Raw genomic sequence first — 19,624 nt, forward strand, 5'->3', positions numbered from 1 at the left:
TTGCAAATCGAAGATGTTCATGGTGCTCCTTCTCTGGTGATGTGATCTACATCGGGGCGTTCGCCCGAGCAAAACCTAACTCGACAACATGCGACATGTCAACCAGTCGTTATTGCTAGTCTCGTCAGATGAAGCGAGCTGCGAATGAATCCATGGTGCTCATGAGGCGCCGCCGTGACGAGGCGGGCATCGCCGGCTCGGGTCTAAGGGGCGAGGCCTTCGCCCTTCCCGAACTCGACTGGTCCTCATGGACGCTTCAGGCGGATGAGGAATGGGTCAGGCTCACTGATGGCGGTTCCCTTCCTGATCAGGGGTGGAAGATCCACTGCTCGTCAGAGGAATCTGTCGCGCAAGCGGTCCTAGAAACCGTCTCGCGCTTCTGCCACGAGCGATCGGCGACGTTCAAGTACGTCCCGACAGTCGGACGTCTCGCATGGCGGAATTCGAAGCAGGCGCCGGCGGAAGCAGCTGCCAAGTTCATCACCCTCTACCCTCGACCCGAACAGCTCGAGGAGTGGCTGGTGGAGCTGCACCAGCAGATCGGCGATGTCGCCGCACCCTCCATTCTCGGCGACCTCCGATGGAGAGGCGGGCCGCTTCATGTTCGCTACGGAGGTTTCCGGCTACGAAAGGTTCTGGGCTCCGACGGTCGTCTGGTGCCTGCCATCTTGGGGCCAGAGAACCGCCTCGTGCCCGATGTGCGAGGCACCGCATTTCATCCACCTGCCTGGGTCGAGCTGCCATCGTTCCTCGTGGTCCAGCGAGACGAACTCCGGGCTGCCGACCCAGAGGGTCTCGCCGACTACGACTTCGAGTCCGCGATCGCCATGACCGCTGCGGGCGGGACATACCGCGCCGTTCGGCGCGTGGATGGTGTCCGTGTGATCCTCAAAGAGGCGCGCCCATTCATCGGCGTGGCCTCAGGTGAGGCGACGGCGCGCCTGTCTCACGAGAGTCGTATCCTCGAGCAGCTGATCGACGTCGAAGGGGCTGTGACGAAGGTCGCGTCGTTCACGGCTGGTGGTCACGCTTTTCTCGTACTCCGAGCGGTCGAGGGTGACACTCTCAACAGGATCCTCTATTCGCAGAACCCCCTGATCTCGGCCGATTCCAGTGTCGCCGAACGCGTCGCTTACCGGGATCGCGTACTGGCCCTCATGCGACGAGTCTCCCGAATCGTCCATCGGCTGCATGCCAAGGGTCTGGTCCATGGGGACCTGCACCCCGGAAACGTGATCATCGGTGGCGGTGACCGCCCTGTGATCATCGATTTCGAAGCCGCGTCGGACTCCCGCGATGTGATCTCCGAAGCCGCCGTCATCGGGGTCCATGGCTACGCAGCCCCCGCTACGATCCGAGGTACGAAGCGTGATGAGTACGCTCTCGCCGCCATGACGCTCAACGCCTTCGTCCCGCTGTCCTTCCTTCACGACCTCGACACTGGCCTCTTGGGGGTTCATCTCGCTGCGGCACGTGAAGCATTCCGGCTCGACGATGGTCTCTGCGCGTCGCTTCATGCCGCGCTGGATGTCTGGCACGCCCGCTCCATCGAAAACGCGGACGATCCAGTCCCTGGGCCCGCGGACTTGAATCGAGCCGCAGGGCCTCACGAGATCGACGATCTCACCCGTCGTGTTCGAAAAGGCCTGTCGGCGTGCATCGACGGGTACGCGGCGCGCGCCGAGGTCGTCCGGCCGGCGGGCGCTGTCTGGCTGATGCCCGCCGACGGAGCTCCATGGCTCGATGAGCTATCAGCGTTGCAAGCAACCGGTGGTCTCAGTCGTGACGAGCGACTCCTTCTCATGAGCAGTGTGGGCCGACTTATCAGCAGTGCGGCCCGACCTTCCCTGACGTTCGGGCTTCTAGGAGGTCTGGCGAGTCACGTCGAGCTGCTCGCCGGTCAGAAGTCGCCCGGGGTCGAAGCTCTCGTGTGCAGGCTCAGGGATTCGCTCGCAGAGACCGACGATCTCGGGCTTCGGGATGGCCTCGCTGGCATCGGGCTCTCCCTCCTCGCGCACGAGGTTCGCAGCTCCTCCCCTTCGACGGTCAGAGCTGTCGACGAGATCTCTCGTCGACTCTCGAATGAAGTCGTCTCAGTGGACACGTGGCTACCCGGACTTCTCGACGGGCTCGCCGGCATCGCTGTGTTCCACATCGCCTATGCCCGGGAACGAGGATGCGCGGCGTCGCTTGCGCGGGCTCGCGCGCTACTGGTTCAGGCACTCGGTCGGTGCGTGTCCACACCAGACGGGCGTCTCGAGGTGCGAGATGGTTCGCGCACACTGCCGACCCTCGCCGATGGCTCAGCCGGGCTGGGATTGGCCATAATCCTCTACCTCGCCGAGGTCGGCGATCCCGAACTCGAACGAGCCCTGCCAGGCATCGAGCGTGCTTGCAGTGCCGAGCTCGTCATCCACGCGGGACTCTTCGACGGCAGAGCGGGAATGATGCTGTTCCTCGTCGAACTCGCCAGGTCGGAGCGTGGCTCGGGGGAAACCTCCCAGATCGTCTTGCGCCACGCCCAGCATCTGCGATGGAGTGCTGTCCGGACACCTGAAGGGATCACATTTCCCGCGCGAGATCTCGAGAGGACCGCGACGGGTCTGGCGCATGGTGCTGCTGGAGTCCTCATCGGTCTCGATGCCACGAGCAGATTGCTGAGGGGCGGCGATGCTCTCGCCTCATTACCCGACTATCTCTCCCTCTGCGCAGGCGGACGATGATCGCGGCGTCGCTGACCGAGGTTGGTCTGGTCACGGTCGATGCGCGAGGCGAGCACAGACGGGTCCTGAGTGGCATCTCTTTGCACGTCTCCGTGGGCGAAGTGGTCGCGGTGGTCGGCCCGTCTGGAGCGGGCAAGTCCTCGGTGCTGTCCTGCCTCGCCGGCCTCGACCAGTGCTCAGAGGGGCGGGTCGAGATCGTCGGGGTCGACCCCTGGACGCTGAACGCCTCAGAGCGCGCCGACCTCCGCGTCAGCAACGTCGCGCTGCTTCTCCAGGGTGATGACCTCTTACCCTCGCTCACCGTCAAAGAGAACGTCGAGCTGATCCATCGTCTCCGCCGGGAGCGGCCACCAGCATCGGTGATCGACGGCGCTCTCGACGACATGGGTCTGCTCCCTCGGTCGCAGGCGTTGCCAGAGGGTCTCTCCGGAGGGGAGCGGCGCCGTGTCGCTCTGGCACGAGTCGCCGTACAACCTCCCCGGCTCACCCTGCTCGACGAGCCGACCGACGGGCTCGATCACCGCTCGGCCACTCGGGTCGTCGACATGATCATGCGTCGTGCGCAAGCGGGTGCTGGCGTGGTCGTCGTGACTCACGATCATGCCGTCGCGAGTCGGGCCGATCGGGTCGTCTTCCTCGCCGGGGGACTCGTCCGGTGCGAACTCGTCAACCCATCGCTCGCCGAGCTCGAGGCGCTGTTCTCGTGAGTCGAAACGACGTCACGGTCTGGCTCGCCTGGCGGTCGGTGCGAGACGATCCCCGCGGAATCCTGGCCATCGCTGTGACCAGCGCGGCGGCCACGGCGGCACTCACACTGGTGCTGACCGCTACCTTCCTCGCCTCCGAGGCGCTGGCACTGTCGGCTTCGCAGCGCTCCCAGGGCGACTTCGGTCCGGTGGTCTCCATGACGGCGCTGGTGGCGACCGTCGCGGTGATCCGCGTACAGGCGCTCATGGGCCGGGACGCGGAGCGCGACGGTGCCATCCTTCTGGCGGCAGGTCTCAGGCCCGTAAGCCTCGTCCGGATCGCCCACGTCACGACAGGTGCCGGTTCACTGATCGGCGCCGTCTGTGCTGTCCCAGTCGTCGCCGTCCTGGCGGGGGCCGTCCTGCCACTCTATGTCGGAGCATCCGCGGCTCAGTGGGGACTGGTCCTGAGCGTCGCACTCGCCTGGTCCTGCAGCGCCATCCTCGTCACAGCCGTGGGCTCCCTCGCCGCAGGCCGGGTCGCCTCCCTGGCCGCGGTCCGTCTGCCCGCGCGAGTCCTCCGGGGCGACGATGCCGATCGCGCCGAGGCCGCACCGTCCCGTGGCTGGCGTGTCACGGCCGTCCTCGCGATCTGGGTGGTCTTCGTCCTGCCCGTCGTGGGGGCCGTGGTCCTCTGGGATGCTTTGCTCGCTCTGTCGAGCGCCCGATTCGATCTCTTCGACGCCACGGACCTCCAGGCCTTCGAGATGTTCACGCCGACGCTCCGGGTCATAGCCCTCCACTCGACGATGGTGCTCGGCGCGATCACCAGTCTCGTCCTCGTCTTCCCTCTGTTCGGCCCGCGTCTCCTGCGCCGGTGGACACACGCGGTCCCCGTCGGTCGCGGTCTCGTCTGGAGGCTCGTCCGTGCTCGGACCGGGCTGTCCACCGTCGCCAGCATGTCGGCAGCGACCATGGCAGGACTCGTGATCGGTCTCGTCGCGGCCCAGCAGTCCACACTCGAACTAGGGTCCATGCTCGGTGCCCTGCCCGACGGTTCGTCAGCCGCCGCCTGGAGCGACATGGCGCTGGCGCTCGGCCCGGCGGCTGCCGTGGCGTTGACTGGCGCATCGGCGGTCCGGTCGCTGTCCGGTCCCCGTCGGGATCCGGATTGGACGATCCTGGCGGCCCACGGCGCCCCGCCGTCCCTCGGGCGCCTGGTGATCCTCGTCGAAGCGGTCGTGATCATCGTCACCGCCGCGGTTCCCGTCCTCATCGCCGTGACCATGTCGACCGCCCTGACGCTCGCGATCGCGACCGCGGGCGGGACCGCCGTCGCACCTCATCCGCCGAACCCGACACCCGTCTTGGCCGCTGCGTTCCTCGCGGTGATCGCTCTGATCGGTGGTGCGGCTCTGAGTCGGATCGCGGCTACCGCGCCCCGAACACGCTCCGCGACGGCTCGGGCGACGGCACGGCGGTGGCGTCGGTGACGACCGGCGCTCCGGCGATGAAGTCGCGCAGCTCACGACCGTGCACGACCTTGGCCGGCAGCGGGTCCGACGAGTAGAGCCGGGGCATGCGGTCGGTGGGCAGCGGTGACGGCGAGCCGATCAGCACGACGTTGCCGAACCTCCTGCCCTTCAGGGTGGCGGGGTCCGCGACGGCCGCGACGTGCTCGAAGACCGTCGCCAGGGTCGACGCCTGCCCCCGGGCGAAGGCCAGGCCGGCGCCGTCGGCGGAGTTGACGATGAGCATCCCGGTCGGCGACAGGAACTCCGCCGCGGCCGAGTAGAACTCGAGCGAGGTCACGTGCGCGGGGATCTGCGACCCGCCGAACACGTCGACCACGAGCAGATCCACAGTGCCCCGCAGCCCGGCCGGCAGCTTCACCATGACCTCGCGGGCGTCGCCGTAGCGGACCCGGATGGAGGCGCCCCGCGGGAAGGGCAGTCGCTCCCGTACCAGCGCCACGAGATCCGCCTCGAGCTCGATGACCTGCTGGCGCGACCCGGGCCGGGTGGCCTCGACGTAGCGGGGCAGCGTCAGGGCGCCGGCGCCGAGGTGCAGAGCCGTCACGGGGCCCTCGGGGAGCAGATCGATGGCGTGGCCGATGCGGTGCACGTACTCGAAGGCGAGGTGGGTCGGGTCGTCGAGGTCCACATGCGACTGCGGCGTCCCGTCGACGATCAGCGTGTAGGCGCCGGGGCGGTGGCGGTCCTCGTCGATGCGCGCGAGACCCGCGCCGATCGAGATCTCGGCGGGGGGTTCGTCGTGCTGTGCGGCCATGGGGTCAACCCTGGCACGGGTTATACCGAATCCGGCACAGAAGGTCAACGACAGGGCTTGCCAGGCGTGTCCGCAGCGACCTAGTATGGACCTTTGCGCTCCCCGTGCGTCGACTCGTCATATTCCGGTCGGCGACGCACCTCCGAGTTCAGGCCCCCGAATATCGCGGCGGGGGCGTCCTCGGCTTCGACCTCCGGCCATGCGCCGCGGGGCCGACGTCCCCCGGGAGGGCCGTTCACCACTCACCATACTGTCCGACAGTGATGACCCGACGGGGTCCACGGAGGTAACTTCCTTGGCTGCTGCGAACACCGCAAACACCAACTCACCCAAGAACGGCCGAGGCGCATCGCGACTCTCGTTCGCCAAGATCACCGACACGCTGACGGTCCCCGACCTTCTGGCGCTGCAGACGGAGAGCTTCGACTGGCTCGTCGGCAACGACATCTGGAAGGAGCGCCTCGCCGAGGCGACCGAGCAGGGTCGCACCGACCTCGCCCTCCACTCCGGCCTGGAGGAGATCTTCGAGGAGATCTCCCCGATCGAGGACCTCGGCGAGACGATGCAGCTGTCGTTCACCGCTCCCGAGCTCGAAGAGCCGAAGTACACCATCGACGAGTGCAAAGAGCGCGGCAAGACCTACGCCGCACCGCTGTACGTCAACGCCGAGTTCATGAACCACCTCACCGGTGAGATCAAGACGCAGACGGTCTTCATGGGCGACTTCCCGCTGATGACCGAGCGCGGAACCTTCATCATCAACGGCACCGAACGTGTCGTCGTGTCGCAGCTCGTCCGCAGCCCGGGCGTGTACTTCGAGCGCGCCTCCGACAAGACCTCCGACAAGGACATCTACTCGGCTCGCGTCATCCCGAGCCGTGGTGCCTGGCTCGAGTTCGAGATCGACAAGCGCGACCAGGTCGGCGTCCGCATCGACCGCAAGCGCAAGCAGAGCGTCACCGTCTTCCTCAAGGCCCTCGGTCTGACGAGCGAAGAGATCACCGAGAAGTTCAAGGGCTTCGCCTCCATCGAGGCGACCCTCGAGAAGGACGCCATCCTCACCAAGGAGGAGGCGCTCAAAGACATCTACCGCAAGCTGCGTCCCGGCGAGCAGGTCGCTGCCGAGGCCGCGCGTGCGCTGCTCGACAACTTCTACTTCAACCCGAAGCGCTACGACCTGGCGAAGGTCGGTCGTTACAAGATCAACCGCAAGCTCGGCATCGACGCGCCCCTGGTCGACTCGGTCCTGACCGTCGACGACATCGTCGCGACGATCAAGTACCTGGTGTCGCTGCACGCCGAGCAGAAGACGATGGACGGAGTCCGCGAGGGCGAGTCCGTCGAGCTGCGTCTCGACGTCGACGACATCGACCACTTCGGCAACCGTCGCATCCGCGCGGTCGGCGAGCTGATCCAGAACCAGGTCCGCACCGGTCTGTCGCGCATGGAGCGCGTCGTCCGCGAGCGCATGACCACTCAAGACATCGAGGCGATCACGCCGCAGACCCTGATCAACGTGCGCCCCGTCGTCGCCGCGATCAAGGAGTTCTTCGGGACGTCGCAGCTGTCGCAGTTCATGGACCAGAACAACCCGCTGTCGGGTCTGACCCACAAGCGCCGCCTGTCCGCTCTCGGACCGGGTGGTCTGTCGCGTGAGCGCGCCGGCGTCGAGGTCCGAGACGTCCACCCCTCGCACTACGGCCGCATGTGCCCGATCGAGACCCCGGAAGGCCCGAACATCGGTCTGATCGGCTCGCTCGCGTCGTTCGCCCGCATCAACTCCTTCGGGTTCATCGAGACCCCGTACCGTCGCGTCGTCAAGGGCAACGTGTCCACGACGATCGACTACCTGACCGCGTCCGAAGAAGACGAGTACGTCGTCGCGCAGGCCAACGCGCCCCTCGACGACAAGTTCGACTTCGTCGACGACAAGGTCCTGGTCCGCAAGAAGGGCGGAGAGGTCGAGCTCGTCGGCAAGGACGAGGTCGACTACATGGACGTCTCGCCGCGCCAGATGGTCTCGGTCGCCACGTCGCTCATCCCGTTCCTCGAGCACGACGATGCGAACCGCGCCCTCATGGGTGCCAACATGCAGCGTCAGGCAGTCCCGCTGGTCCGCAGCGAGAGCCCGCTCGTCGGCACCGGCATGGAGGGCTACACGGCCATCGACGCCGGTGACGTGGTCACCGCCGACGCCGCCGGCGTGGTCGCCGAGGTCTCGGCCGACGTCGTCACCGTCCAGCTCGACGCCGGTGGAACCCAGGAGTACTACCTCCGCAAGTTCGACCGCTCGAACCAGGGCGCCAGCTACAACCACCGTGTGATCGTCGACGCCGGTCAGCGCATCGAGGTCGGCGAGGTCATCGCCGACGGACCCGCCACCGAGAACGGCGAGCTCGCACTCGGCAAGAACCTGCTCGTCGCGTTCATGCCCTGGGAGGGCTACAACTACGAGGACGCGATGATCCTGTCGCAGAACCTCATCAAGGACGACACGCTCTCCTCGATCCACATCGAGGAGTACGAGGTCGACGCCCGCGACACGAAGCTCGGCAAGGAGGAGATCACCCGTGACCTCCCCAACGTCAGCCCGGATCTGCTGGCCGACCTCGACGAGCGCGGCATCATCCGCATCGGCGCCGAGGTCCGCCCTGGCGACATCCTCGTCGGCAAGGTCACGCCCAAGGGCGAGACCGAGCTCAGCGCCGAAGAGCGTCTGCTGCGCGCGATCTTCAACGAGAAGAGCCGCGAGGTCCGCGACACGTCCCTGAAGGTGCCTCACGGCGAGCAGGGGACCGTCATCGGCGTCAAGGTCTTCGACTCGCAAGACGGAGACGACGAGCTCGGCTCGGGTGTCAACCAGCGCGTCGTGGTGTTCATCGCTCAGAAGCGCAAGATCACCGCGGGTGACAAGCTCGCCGGTCGTCACGGCAACAAGGGCGTCATCTCGACGATCCTCCCCGTCGAAGACATGCCCTTCCTCGCCGACGGAACCCCCGTCGACATCATCCTGAACCCGCTGGGCGTCCCCGGTCGAATGAACTTCGGCCAGGTGCTCGAGATCCACCTCGGGTGGATCGCGGCGCAGGGCTGGAACGTCGAGGGCATCCAGGAGTGGGCGAAGAACCTGCCCCCCGAGGCGCTCAGCGCCGCTCCCGGCACGAAGGTCGCCACCCCGGTGTTCGACGGTGCCGCCGAGCGCGAGATCGAGGGTCTGCTCGACTCGACCCTCCCGACCCGCGACGGGGAGCGCCTCATCGGCTCGTCCGGTAAGGCCCGCCTCTTCGACGGTCGCTCGGGTGAGCCGTTCCCGAACCCGATCTCGGTCGGCTACATGTACATCCTCAAGCTGCACCACCTCGTCGACGACAAGATCCACGCTCGCTCGACGGGTCCGTACTCGATGATCACGCAGCAGCCGCTGGGTGGTAAGGCGCAGTTCGGTGGTCAGCGATTCGGTGAGATGGAGGTCTGGGCCCTCGAGGCCTACGGCGCCGCATACGCGCTGCAGGAGCTCCTGACCATCAAGTCCGACGACATCCTCGGCCGCGTCAAGGTCTACGAGGCGATCGTCAAGGGTGAGAACATCCAGGAGCCCGGCATCCCCGAGAGCTTCAAGGTCCTCATCAAAGAGATGCAGTCGCTCTGCCTGAACGTCGAGGTCCTCTCGGCCGACGGCCAGACGGTCAGCCTGCGCGACACGGACGACGAGGTCTTCCGTGCCGCCGAAGAGCTGGGCATCAACATCTCTTCCCGCTTCGAGTCGTCGAACGTCGACGAGATCTAAGCCCTCCCCAGACGACGTCGACACTTTTTTCACAAAGGGATAAACATTGATCGAAGCAACAACTTTCGACGAGCTGCGGATCGGCCTCGCAACGGCCGACAACATCCGCGCTTGGTCGCACGGTGAGGTCAAGAAGCCGGAGACCATCAACTACCGCACGCTGAAGCCCGAGAAGGACGGCCTCTTCGGAGAGCAGATCTTCGGGCCCTCACGCGACTGGGAGTGCGCCTGCGGCAAGTACAAGCGAGTCCGATTCAAGGGCATCGTCTGCGAGCGCTGCGGCGTCGAGGTCACGAAGTCGTCGGTGCGCCGTGAGCGCATGGGCCACATCGAGCTCGCCGCTCCCGTCACGCACATCTGGTACTTCAAGGGCGTCCCCTCGCGCCTCGGCTACCTGCTCGACATGGCGCCGAAGGACCTCGAGAAGGTCATCTACTTCGCCGCCTACATGGTCATCTCGATCGACGAGGAGGGCCGTCACGCCGACATGCCCGGACTCGAGAACGAGCTCCGCCTCGAGATCAAGCAGCTCGAGTCGCAGCGCGACACGCGCATCGCCGACCGTCTCCAGAAGCTCGAGGACGACCTCGCCGCTCTTGAAGAAGAGGGTGCGAAGAGCGACCAGAAGCGCCGCGCGAAGGACGGCGCCGAGAAGGAGATGTCGCAGACGCGCAAGTCGTTCGACGAGGACATCAACCGCCTCGAGCGCGTCTGGGAGGACTTCCGGTCGCTGAAGGTCGGCGACCTCAAGCCGGAGGACGCCGTCTTCCACGAGCTCCAGGACCGCTTCGGCATCTACTTCGAGGCCCACATGGGCGCCGAGGCGATCAAGAAGCGCCTCGAGGGCTTCGACCTCACCACCGAGGCCGAGAACCTGCACCTGCAGATCTCCGAGGGCAAGGGTCAGAAGAAGATCCGCGCGATCAAGCGCCTGCGCGTCGTCAGCTCCTTCCTCGCCACGGGCAACTCGCCCGCAGCGATGGTGCTCGACGTGGTGCCGGTCATCCCGCCGGAGCTCCGCCCGATGGTCCAGCTCGACGGTGGCCGTTTCGCGACGTCCGACCTGAACGACCTGTACCGCCGCGTCATCAACCGCAACAACCGCCTCCGTCGTCTGCTCGATCTCGGTGCCCCCGAGATCATCGTCAACAACGAGAAGCGGATGCTGCAGGAGGCCGTCGACGCACTGTTCGACAACGGCCGTCGTGGTCGTCCCGTCACGGGTACCGGCAACCGCGCCCTGAAGTCCCTGAGTGACATGCTCAAGGGAAAGCAGGGTCGCTTCCGCCAGAACCTGCTGGGCAAGCGCGTCGACTACTCGGGTCGTTCGGTCATCATCGTCGGCCCGACGCTCAAGCTGCACCAGTGCGGTCTGCCCAAGCAGATGGCTCTCGAGCTCTTCAAGCCCTTCGTCATCAAGCGCCTGATCGACCTGAGCCACGCTCAGAACATCAAGTCGGCGAAGCGCATGGTCGAGCGTTCGCGTCCGCAGGTCTGGGACGTCCTCGAAGAGATCATCCGCGAGCGTCCCGTGCTGCTGAACCGTGCGCCCACGCTGCACCGTCTCGGCATCCAGGCGTTCGAGCCCCAGCTCGTCGAGGGCAAGGCCATCCAGCTGCACCCGCTCGTCTGCGCGGCGTTCAACGCCGACTTCGACGGCGACCAGATGGCCGTCCACCTGCCGCTGTCCGTCGAGGCCCAGGCCGAGGCGCGCATCCTGATGCTCGCGTCGAACAACATCCTGAAGCCGTCCGACGGCCGTCCGGTGACCCTGCCCGCACAGGACATGATCATCGGTCTGCACTACCTGACGACGGTCACCCCCGGCGCAACCGGTGAGGGCCGCTCGTTCTCGTCGGTGTCCGAGGCGATCATGGCCATGGACCAGGGGTCGCTCGACCTCAACGCCATGGTCAAGATCCGCATGAACGGCGTGCACTTCGCCGAGGGCGAGGCGCCCGAGGGCTACGAGGTCGGTCAGGACATCCTGCTCGAGACGACGCTGGGTCGCGCTCGCTTCAACGAGAACCTCCCCGCCGACTACCCCTTCGTGCAAGAGGTCGCCGACAAGGGCATGCTCTCGACCATCGTCAACGACCTGGCCGAGCGGTACCCGAAGGTCGCGGTCGCCGCGGCGCTCGACAACATCAAGGACGCCGGCTTCTACTGGGCCTCGCGCTCCGGTGTGACCGTCGCGCTGTCCGACGTGCTGACGCCGCCGCGCAAGCCCGAGATCGTCGCGGGCTACGAGAAGCAGGCCGCGGCGGTCCAGTCGGAGTTCGACAAGGGTCTGATCTCGGACGCCGAGCGTCGTGCCGACCTGATCAAGATCTGGACGGAGGCCACGAACGAGGTCGCCGCCGAGATGCGGGCGAACTTCCCGATCGACAACACCATCAACCGCATGGTGACGTCGGGTGCTCGTGGTAACTGGCTGCAGGTGCGCAACATCGCCGGCATGCGAGGCCTGGTGAACAACCCGAAGGGCGACATCATCCCCCGCCCGATCATCTCGTCGTACCGCGAGGGTCTGTCGGTGGCCGAGTACTTCATCGCGACGCACGGTGCCCGCAAGGGTCTGGCCGACACGGCCCTCCGTACGGCCGACTCGGGGTACCTGACCCGTCGACTCGTCGACGTGTCACAGGACGTCATCATCCGTGAAGACGACTGCGGCACCTCGCGAGGCCTCGAGATGCCGATCGCCGCACCCGACGCCGACGGCGTCATGGTGCGCGACGCGACCGTCGAGAACACCGTGTTCGCACGGTCTCTCGCCGCGGCCGCGGTCGACGCCAAGGGCACGGTGCTGGCCGAGGCCGGCGCCGACGTCGGAGACGTGCTGATCGACGAGCTCGTGGCGGCCGGTGTCGAGACCATCAAGGTCCGCTCCGTCCTCACCTGCGAGGCCGCCGTCGGTGTCTGCGCCCAGTGCTACGGCCGTTCGCTGGCCACGGGCAACCTCGTCGACATCGGAGAGGCCGTCGGCATCATCGCGGCCCAGTCGATCGGCGAGCCCGGCACGCAGCTCACGATGCGCACCTTCCACACCGGTGGTTCGGCTTCGGCCGACGACATCACGCAGGGTCTTCCCCGCGTGACGGAGCTGTTCGAGGCGCGTACCCCCAAGGGTGCGTCCCCGATCGCCGACGGTGCCGGTCGCATCACCATCGAGGACACCGACAAGGCTCGCCGCGTCATCCTCAACCTCGACAACGGAGACGAGCCGGTCATCTACCCGGTGCTCAAGCGCTCGACCCTCCTCGTCGAAGACGGTCAGCACGTCGAGCTCGGCGCGCAGATCATCGCGGGCGCCGTCGACCCCAAGGAGGTCCTGCGAGTCAAGGGCGTCCGTGCGGTTCAGCAGCACCTCGTGGGCGGCGTGCAGGACGTCTACCGCTCGCAGGGTGTGCCGATCCACGACAAGCACATCGAGGTCATCGTCCGTCAGATGCTCCGCAAGGTCACCGTCGTCGACCACGCCGACACCGATCTCCTCCCCGGAGAGCTCGTCGACCGGTCGAAGTACAACGAGATCAACCGTGCTGCGCTGACCGAGGGCAAGCGGACCGCGTCCGCTCGTCAAGAGGTCATGGGCATCACCAAGGCCTCGCTGGCGACCGAGTCGTGGCTGTCGGCCGCGTCCTTCCAGGAGACGACCCGCGTGCTCACGCAGGCCGCGATGGAAGGCAAGAGCGACCCGCTGGTCGGTCTGAAGGAGAACGTGATCATCGGAAAGCTGATCCCCGCGGGCACCGGTCTGTCGCGTTACCGCGACGTCTCGGTCGAGGCGACGGAGGAGGCGAAGGCCGAGCGGTACCCCAACCGCGTGTTCACGGACGACGCGTCGTTCAACGAGGCTGACCTCAGCTTCGTCGACTTCGACTCGTTCTCGTCGGACGACTTCACGCCCGGCACCTACAACTGATCCGCGGAGGTGCGGTGAGGGTCAGTCCCGCACCGCGCCTCCTCGAATCGACATAGGGCCCCGGCCCACGCCTCGTGCGTGGACCGGGGCCCTCCGTCGTCCCCGCCTCACTCCGGCGGGTGACCGTTACCGGGCGATAGGGTCGGCGGCGTGCGCTACGAACGGCAGCTGTCAGACACGGTCCACCTGAGGGAGGCGCGGGTCGACGACGCCGCGTCCCTCGCCGCCGCCTACGACCGCAACAGGGCGCACCTCGCCCCCTGGGATCCCGAGCGCACGCCCTCCTTCTTCACCGAGCACGGTCAGCGCAGCGTCCTGGCCGGTCGGCTCGCGTCCTCGGCGGCGGGGGAGGGGCAGTCGTTCCTCCTGATCGAGGGCGACGAGGTCGTCGGCGGCATCTCGCTCAACCAGATCGTCCGCGGCCCCGTGCAGCGGGCGACGGTCGGCTACTGGCTCGACCACGAGCACGTCGGTCGGGGGCTGGCGACGGCCGCCGTCGGAGCCGTCGTCGACTTCGCGACCGTGACCCTGCGTCTGCACCGCCTCGAGGCGGGAGCGCTGCCCCGCAACGCCGCGTCACGGGCCGTGCTGACCCGCTCGGGCTTCGTCGAGTACGGCTATGCGGCGAGCTACCTGCGCATCGCGGGCGTGTGGGAGGACCACGTGCTGTACCACCGCCTCCTCGGCTCGGCGTAGCCTCGACGACATGAATCGCGCCGTCTACGCGGTGATGGGCACCGTCCTCTTCGCGGCGCTGATCATCACCACCGCCGCGTTCGAGAGCGTGCTCCTCGACCGCGACGTCATCGCCGAACCCGACGCCGGCACCCTCCTCGGCCCCGCGATGTTCGCGGTGGCGGTGCTGATCGTGCTGCTGTCGCTCCTGCGGTCCGCCGCCCTGGCCGACGCCGTCGACGGGGCCGCGCCGACCATGCGCGGCGCGTTCCCCGCCCAGCCGGCCGACGATCCCGCCCGGCGAGCCGCGACCCGGCCGGCGCTCGATCCCGACGACGAGCTCCGTCCGCGGCACGCTCCGCTGCTGCCGGCCGCGATCACGACCGCTGCGCTCGTCTATCTCGCGATGCTGCTCGTCGGGTCGGTCTGGTACGGGCTGGTCAGAGACGACCTGTTCTGGGCGACGCTCTTCGCCGGGCGGTACGCGCTGTCGCCGCTCGTGCTCGGCTCCGCGCTGTGGGCGGGTCTCGTCGTGGCGGGTACCGTCGCCGTCTCGCGTGTCGCACCCCAGACGTAGGTCGTCGGCGGCTGCCCCGCTGCCGGCCGACATTTGATTAACCCCCCGGGTCGAAGCTATGCTCTAGCGGGTGTGCGTTTAACCGCGCCCACACCGAATACCCCTCGGCGTCGCCGTCGAGTCGGGTAACGACCGTCTCGGTCTCCGAGACGAGGATTCCGGCGATTCCGCCGGACAGAGCACAGCGATGCGAGAGCAGCGCGACTCGACCGGGTCGTCAGACCGGGCCGAGATCGAACGAGGAGAACCAGTGCCAACTATTCAGCAGCTGGTCCGCAAGGGACGCACGCCGAAGGTCGTCAAGACCAAGGCCCCCGCCCTGCGGTCCAACCCCCAGCAGCGTGGCGTGTGCACGCGTGTGTACACCACCACCCCCAAGAAGCCGAACTCCGCGCTCCGCAAGGTCGCTCGTGTGAAGCTCTCGAACGGCACCGAGGTCACCGCCTACATCCCCGGCGAGGGCCACAACCTGCAAGAGCACTCGATGGTGCTCGTCCGCGGCGGTCGTGTCAAAGACCTCCCCGGTGTGCGCTACAAGATCGTCCGTGGCGCCCTCGACACCCAGGCCGTGAAGAACCGCAAGCAGGCTCGCAGCCTCTACGGTGCGAAGAAGGACAAGAAGTAATGCCTCGTAAAGGACCCGCGCCCAAGCGCCCTGTCGTCGCCGACCCGGTCTACGGTGCGCCGATCGTCAGCCAGCTCGTCAACAAGATCCTCCTCGACGGCAAGAAGGGGCTCGCCGAGCGCATCGTCTACGGTGCTCTCGCCGGCGTCTCCGCCAAGAACGACCAAGACGCGGTCGCCACGCTGAAGAAGGCGCTCGACAACGTCCGCCCGACTCTCGAGGTCCGTTCGCGTCGCGTCGGCGGTTCGACCTACCAGGTCCCCGTCGAGGTCAAGCCCCACCGCGCCAACACCCTGGCTCTCCGCTGGCTCACCAGCTACGCCAAGGCTCGTCGCGAGAAGACCATGACCGAGCGTCTCATGAACGAGATCCTCGACGCCTCGAACGGTCTCGGCGCCGCTGTCAAGCGTCGCGAAGACACGCACAAGATGGCCGAGTCGAACAAGGCCTTCGCGCACTACCGCTGGTAACCGGCCGAGGAGGCGCGGTGTGCGCATCCCGCGCACCGCACCTCCTCGTCCCCCCACTCCCCACCTATCCCTTCGGAGGAACCCGTGGCACAAGATGTGCTCACCGACCTGAACAAGGTCCGCAACATCGGCATCATGGCTCACATCGATGCTGGCAAGACGACGACCACCGAGCGCATCCTGTACTACACGGGCATCACCCACAAGATCGGTGAGGTCCACGACGGTGCGGCCACGATGGACTGGATGGCGCAGGAGCAAGAGCGCGGCATCACCATCACCTCGGCTGCGACGACGTGCTTCTGGAACAAGAACCAGATCAACATCATCGACACCCCCGGTCACGTCGACTTCACGGTCGAGGTCGAGCGCTCGCTCCGCGTCCTCGACGGCGCCGTCGCCGTCTTCGACGGCAAGGAGGGCGTCGAGCCCCAGTCCGAGACCGTCTGGCGTCAGGCCGACAAGTACGACGTGCCCCGCATCTGCTTCGTCAACAAGATGGACAAGCTCGGCGCCGACTTCTACTTCACGGTCGACACGATCATCAACCGCCTCGGCGCCAAGCCGCTGGTCATGCAGCTCCCGATCGGTGCCGAGAGCTCCTTCGAGGGCGTCGTCGACCTGGTCGAGATGCGCGCCCTCACGTGGCGCGGTGACGCCAAGGGTGACGTCGAGCTGGGTGCCAAGTACGAGATCGAAGAGATCCCTGAAGACCTGAAGGAGAAGGCCGCGGAGTACCGCGCCAAGCTCCTCGAGACGGTCGCCGAGTCGGACGACGCGCTGCTCGAGAAGTACTTCGGTGGCGAAGAGCTCACGATCGCCGAGATCAAGGCCGCCGTCCGCAAGATGACGGTCAACTCCGAGCTGTACCCGATCTTCTGCGGCTCCGCCTTCAAGAACCGCGGTGTCCAGCCGATGCTCGACGCGGTCATCGACTACCTCCCCTCGCCGCTCGACGTGCCTCCCATGGAGGGCCACGACGTCCGCGACGCCGAGAAGGTCATCATCCGCAAGCCCGAGTCGTCGGAGCCCTTCTCGGCTCTCGCCTTCAAGGTCGCGGTGCACCCGTTCTTCGGTCGTCTGACCTACGTGCGCGTCTACTCGGGTTCGATCGAGTCCGGCGCCCAGGTCATCAACTCGACCAAAGACAAGAAGGAGCGCATCGGCAAGATCTTCCAGATGCACTCCAACAAGGAGAACCCGGTCGAGAGCGTGACCGCCGGCCACATCTACGCGGTCATCGGTCTGAAGTTCACCACGACCGGCGACACCCTGTGCGACCCGTCCGAGCAGATCGTGCTCGAGTCGATGACGTTCCCCGAGCCCGTCATCGAGGTCGCCATCGAGCCGAAGACGAAGGCCGACCAGGAGAAGCTCTCGCTGGCCATCCAGAAGCTCGCCGAAGAGGACCCGACGTTCCGCGTCGAGCTCAACGTCGAGACCGGTCAGACGGTCATCAAGGGCATGGGCGAGCTCCACCTCGACATCCTCGTCGACCGCATGAAGCGCGAGTTCAACGTCGAGGCGAACGTGGGCAAGCCCCAGGTCGCCTACCGCGAGACCCTCAAGAAGGGCATCGAGCGGTACGACTACACGCACAAGAAGCAGACCGGTGGTTCGGGTCAGTTCGCGAAGATCCAGATCGCGCTCGAGCCCTACGAGGTCACCGCCGAGTCGACCTACGAGTTCGTCAACAAGGTCACCGGTGGTCGCGTGCCGCGCGAGTACATCCCCTCGGTCGACGCCGGCATCCAGGACGCCATGCAGGTGGGTGTCCTCGCGGGCTACCCGACCGTGGGTGTCCGGGCGCTGCTGCTCGACGGTGCGGCGCACGACGTCGACTCGTCCGAGATGGCCTTCAAGATCGCCGGGTCGATCGCCTACAAAGAGGCGGCTCGCAAGGCCCAGCCCGTTCTCCTCGAACCGCTCATGGCGGTCGAGGTCCGTACGCCCGAAGAGTATATGGGCGACGTCATCGGCGACCTCAGCTCGCGACGCGGGCAGATCTCGTCGATGGAAGACGCCAGTGGTGTGAAGGTCGTTCGGGCCAGCGTGCCGCTGTCGGAGATGTTCGGATACGTCGGTGACCTGCGGTCGAAGACCTCGGGTCGTGCCGTCTACTCGATGACGTTCGAGTCCTATCAGGAGGTCCCCTCGGCGGTCGCCGAGGAGATCATCCAGAAGAACAAGGGCGAATAGTCCCGAACCACGCGGCCGAACCTCGACCGCGTAACATGTACACACACCAATCCGCAGTGTCCGGTAGGCCGGGTCATCGACCCGGCCCCCGGCTCCACTGCAACCGAGTCCTGAGGAGGACCCACAGTGGCTAAGGCCAAGTTCGAGCGGACCAAGCCGCACGTCAACATCGGAACCATCGGTCACGTCGACCACGGCAAGACCACGCTCACCGCGGCGATCACCAAGGTGCTGCACGACAAGTACCCCAACCTCAACGAGGCGTCGGCGTTCGACCAGATCGACAACGCGCCCGAAGAGAAGCAGCGCGGCATCACGATCAACATCTCGCACGTCGAGTACCAGACCGAGAAGCGCCACTACGCTCACGTCGATGCACCCGGACACGCCGACTACATCAAGAACATGATCACCGGTGCGGCTCAGATGGACGGCGCGATCCTCGTGGTCGCCGCCACCGACGGCCCGATGCCCCAGACGCGTGAGCACGTCCTGCTCGCCCGTCAGGTCGGCGTGCCCTACATCGTCGTGGCCCTGAACAAGTCCGACATGGTCGACGACGAGGAGATCCTCGAGCTCGTCGAGATCGAGGTGCGCGAGCTCCTCTCCAGCCAGGACTTCGACGGCGACAACGCTCCCGTCGTGCAGGTCTCCGCTCTCAAGGCCCTCGAGGGCGACGAGAAGTGGGCCGCCACGGTCGCCGACCTGATGGACCAGGTCGACGAGAACGTGCCGGAGCCCGTCCGTGCGACGGACCAGCCCTTCCTCATGCCCGTCGAGGACGTCTTCACGATCACCGGTCGTGGAACCGTCATCACCGGTCGTGTCGAGCGAGGCATCCTGAAGCCGAACGACGAGGTCGAGATCGTCGGCATCAAGGAGAAGTCCTCCAAGACCACCGTCACCGCCATCGAGATGTTCCGCAAGACCCTCGAAGACGCACGCGCCGGTGAGAACGTCGGACTCCTGCTCCGTGGCACGAAGCGTGAAGACGTCGAGCGCGGCCAGGTCGTCGTCAAGCCCGGCTCGATCACGCCCCACACCGAGTTCGAGGCGAACGTCTACATCCTCTCGAAGGACGAGGGCGGCCGTCACAACCCGTTCTACGCGAACTACCGCCCGCAGTTCTACTTCCGCACCACCGACGTCACGGGTGTCATCACGCTGCCCGAGGGCACCGAGATGGTCATGCCCGGCGACACGACTGAGATCACCGTTCAGCTGATCCAGCCCATCGCCATGGAAGAGGGCCTCCGCTTCGCCATCCGCGAGGGTGGTCGCACGGTGGGTGCCGGTACCGTCACCAAGATCGTCAAGTAAGTACTGGTCCTCCAGCACTGCTGATCTCGAGAGAGGTCGGACCCTTCGGGGTCCGGCCTCTTTCTCGTCTCCGGGTACACGATGGACTCGAGCCGGACCGACCGGCACGGACGGGAGATCTCCATGGCAGGCTTCGACGACATCAGCAAGAAGGCCCAGGCCTTCCTGAAAGACGGCAAGGTCCAGGAGGCGCTGAAGAGCGAGAAGGCGGAGGGCGTCAGCGACTCCGTGCTCGACGCCGTCGCCAAGGCGGCCGACAAGGCCACCGGTGGCAAGCACTCCGACAAGATCGAGCAGGCACGGCGGCAGGCCGACGAGAAGCTCGGCGACCGCTGACGGTGTCAT

General features: G+C 66.5%; 13 protein-coding genes. 12 read left to right on the forward strand and 1 reads right to left on the reverse strand.

What is annotated here, in order from left to right; translation table 11 throughout:
* Positions 1 to 128 precede the first annotated feature (128 nt).
* From lanKC to SOM11_RS05375, 3 genes are read left to right on the forward strand one after another with little or no spacing between them, the layout of a single operon-like run.
* Positions 129 to 2,723, forward strand: a complete 2,595-nt coding sequence (gene lanKC / locus SOM11_RS05365) for a class III lanthionine synthetase LanKC (protein WP_320477437.1) — start codon at positions 129 to 131, stop codon at positions 2,721 to 2,723.
* Entirely contained in the window at positions 2,720 to 3,430 is a 711-nt protein-coding gene (locus tag SOM11_RS05370) for an ABC transporter ATP-binding protein (RefSeq protein ID WP_320477438.1), read from the forward strand. The genes lanKC and SOM11_RS05370 overlap by 4 nt, the downstream gene beginning before the upstream one ends.
* A complete protein-coding gene (locus SOM11_RS05375) occupies positions 3,427 to 4,902 on the forward strand; it encodes a hypothetical protein (protein WP_320477439.1) in 1,476 nt (491 codons plus the stop codon). The genes SOM11_RS05370 and SOM11_RS05375 overlap by 4 nt, the downstream gene beginning before the upstream one ends.
* On the opposite strand, the gene SOM11_RS05380 is transcribed toward SOM11_RS05375, so the two are convergent.
* Positions 4,841 to 5,698, reverse strand: a complete 858-nt coding sequence (locus SOM11_RS05380) for a spermidine synthase (RefSeq protein WP_146853326.1) — start codon at positions 5,696 to 5,698, stop codon at positions 4,841 to 4,843. The genes SOM11_RS05375 and SOM11_RS05380 overlap by 62 nt on opposite strands.
* Before the next feature lie 295 nt (positions 5,699 to 5,993).
* Here SOM11_RS05380 and rpoB point away from each other — a divergent pair, with 295 nt between their 5' ends.
* The 9 genes from rpoB to SOM11_RS05425 all read left to right on the forward strand — a co-directional run bounded on the left by rpoB (position 5,994) and on the right by SOM11_RS05425 (position 19,615).
* Entirely contained in the window at positions 5,994 to 9,485 is a 3,492-nt protein-coding gene (gene rpoB, locus SOM11_RS05385; protein ID WP_192061025.1) for a DNA-directed RNA polymerase subunit beta, read from the forward strand.
* Positions 9,486 to 9,531: 46 nt separating this feature from the next.
* Positions 9,532 to 13,413: a DNA-directed RNA polymerase subunit beta' gene (locus SOM11_RS05390; protein ID WP_192061026.1), complete on the forward strand. Its 3,882-nt coding sequence runs from the start codon at positions 9,532 to 9,534 to the stop codon at positions 13,411 to 13,413.
* A 150-nt stretch (positions 13,414 to 13,563) separates the two neighbouring features.
* Complete coding sequence (locus tag SOM11_RS05395; RefSeq protein WP_192061027.1) at positions 13,564 to 14,109, forward strand: GNAT family N-acetyltransferase; 546 nt, start codon at positions 13,564 to 13,566, stop codon at positions 14,107 to 14,109.
* A gap of 10 nt (positions 14,110 to 14,119) precedes the next feature.
* Positions 14,120 to 14,665, forward strand: coding sequence for a DUF6121 family protein (locus SOM11_RS05400; RefSeq protein ID WP_192061028.1), 546 nt, complete (start codon positions 14,120 to 14,122; stop codon positions 14,663 to 14,665).
* A 250-nt stretch (positions 14,666 to 14,915) separates the two neighbouring features.
* Complete coding sequence (gene rpsL / locus SOM11_RS05405; RefSeq protein WP_043593380.1) at positions 14,916 to 15,290, forward strand: 30S ribosomal protein S12; 375 nt, start codon at positions 14,916 to 14,918, stop codon at positions 15,288 to 15,290.
* On the forward strand, positions 15,290 to 15,760 hold the full coding sequence (gene rpsG / locus SOM11_RS05410) for a 30S ribosomal protein S7 (RefSeq protein ID WP_055799861.1): 471 nt from the start codon (positions 15,290 to 15,292) through the stop codon (positions 15,758 to 15,760). The genes rpsL and rpsG overlap by 1 nt, the downstream gene beginning before the upstream one ends.
* 84 nt (positions 15,761 to 15,844) lie before the next feature.
* Positions 15,845 to 17,959 carry an elongation factor G gene (fusA, locus tag SOM11_RS05415; RefSeq protein ID WP_192061029.1) on the forward strand — a complete coding sequence of 705 codons (2,115 nt, stop codon included), beginning with the start codon at positions 15,845 to 15,847 and terminating at the stop codon, positions 17,957 to 17,959.
* Positions 17,960 to 18,085: 126 nt separating this feature from the next.
* Complete coding sequence (gene tuf / locus SOM11_RS05420; RefSeq protein WP_192061030.1) at positions 18,086 to 19,279, forward strand: elongation factor Tu; 1,194 nt, start codon at positions 18,086 to 18,088, stop codon at positions 19,277 to 19,279.
* Positions 19,280 to 19,402: 123 nt separating this feature from the next.
* On the forward strand, positions 19,403 to 19,615 hold the full coding sequence (locus tag SOM11_RS05425; protein WP_192061031.1) for an Rv0909 family putative TA system antitoxin: 213 nt from the start codon (positions 19,403 to 19,405) through the stop codon (positions 19,613 to 19,615).
* Positions 19,616 to 19,624 lie beyond the last annotated feature (9 nt).

It is taken from the genome of Frigoribacterium sp. CFBP9029, from assembly GCF_034045305.1.
Classification (GTDB): domain Bacteria; phylum Actinomycetota; class Actinomycetes; order Actinomycetales; family Microbacteriaceae; genus Frigoribacterium.

Coding starts and splice junctions, on each gene's coding strand:
- lanKC (WP_320477437.1), top strand. CDS start 129: ATGAAGCGAGCTGCGAATGAATCCATGGTGCTCATGAGGCGCCGCCGT.
- SOM11_RS05370 (WP_320477438.1), top strand. CDS start 2,720: ATGATCGCGGCGTCGCTGACCGAGGTTGGTCTGGTCACGGTCGATGCG.
- SOM11_RS05380 (WP_146853326.1), bottom strand. CDS start 5,698: ATGGCCGCACAGCACGACGAACCCCCCGCCGAGATCTCGATCGGCGCG.
- SOM11_RS05400 (WP_192061028.1), top strand. CDS start 14,120: ATGAATCGCGCCGTCTACGCGGTGATGGGCACCGTCCTCTTCGCGGCG.
- rpsG (WP_055799861.1), top strand. CDS start 15,290: ATGCCTCGTAAAGGACCCGCGCCCAAGCGCCCTGTCGTCGCCGACCCG.
- SOM11_RS05425 (WP_192061031.1), top strand. CDS start 19,403: ATGGCAGGCTTCGACGACATCAGCAAGAAGGCCCAGGCCTTCCTGAAA.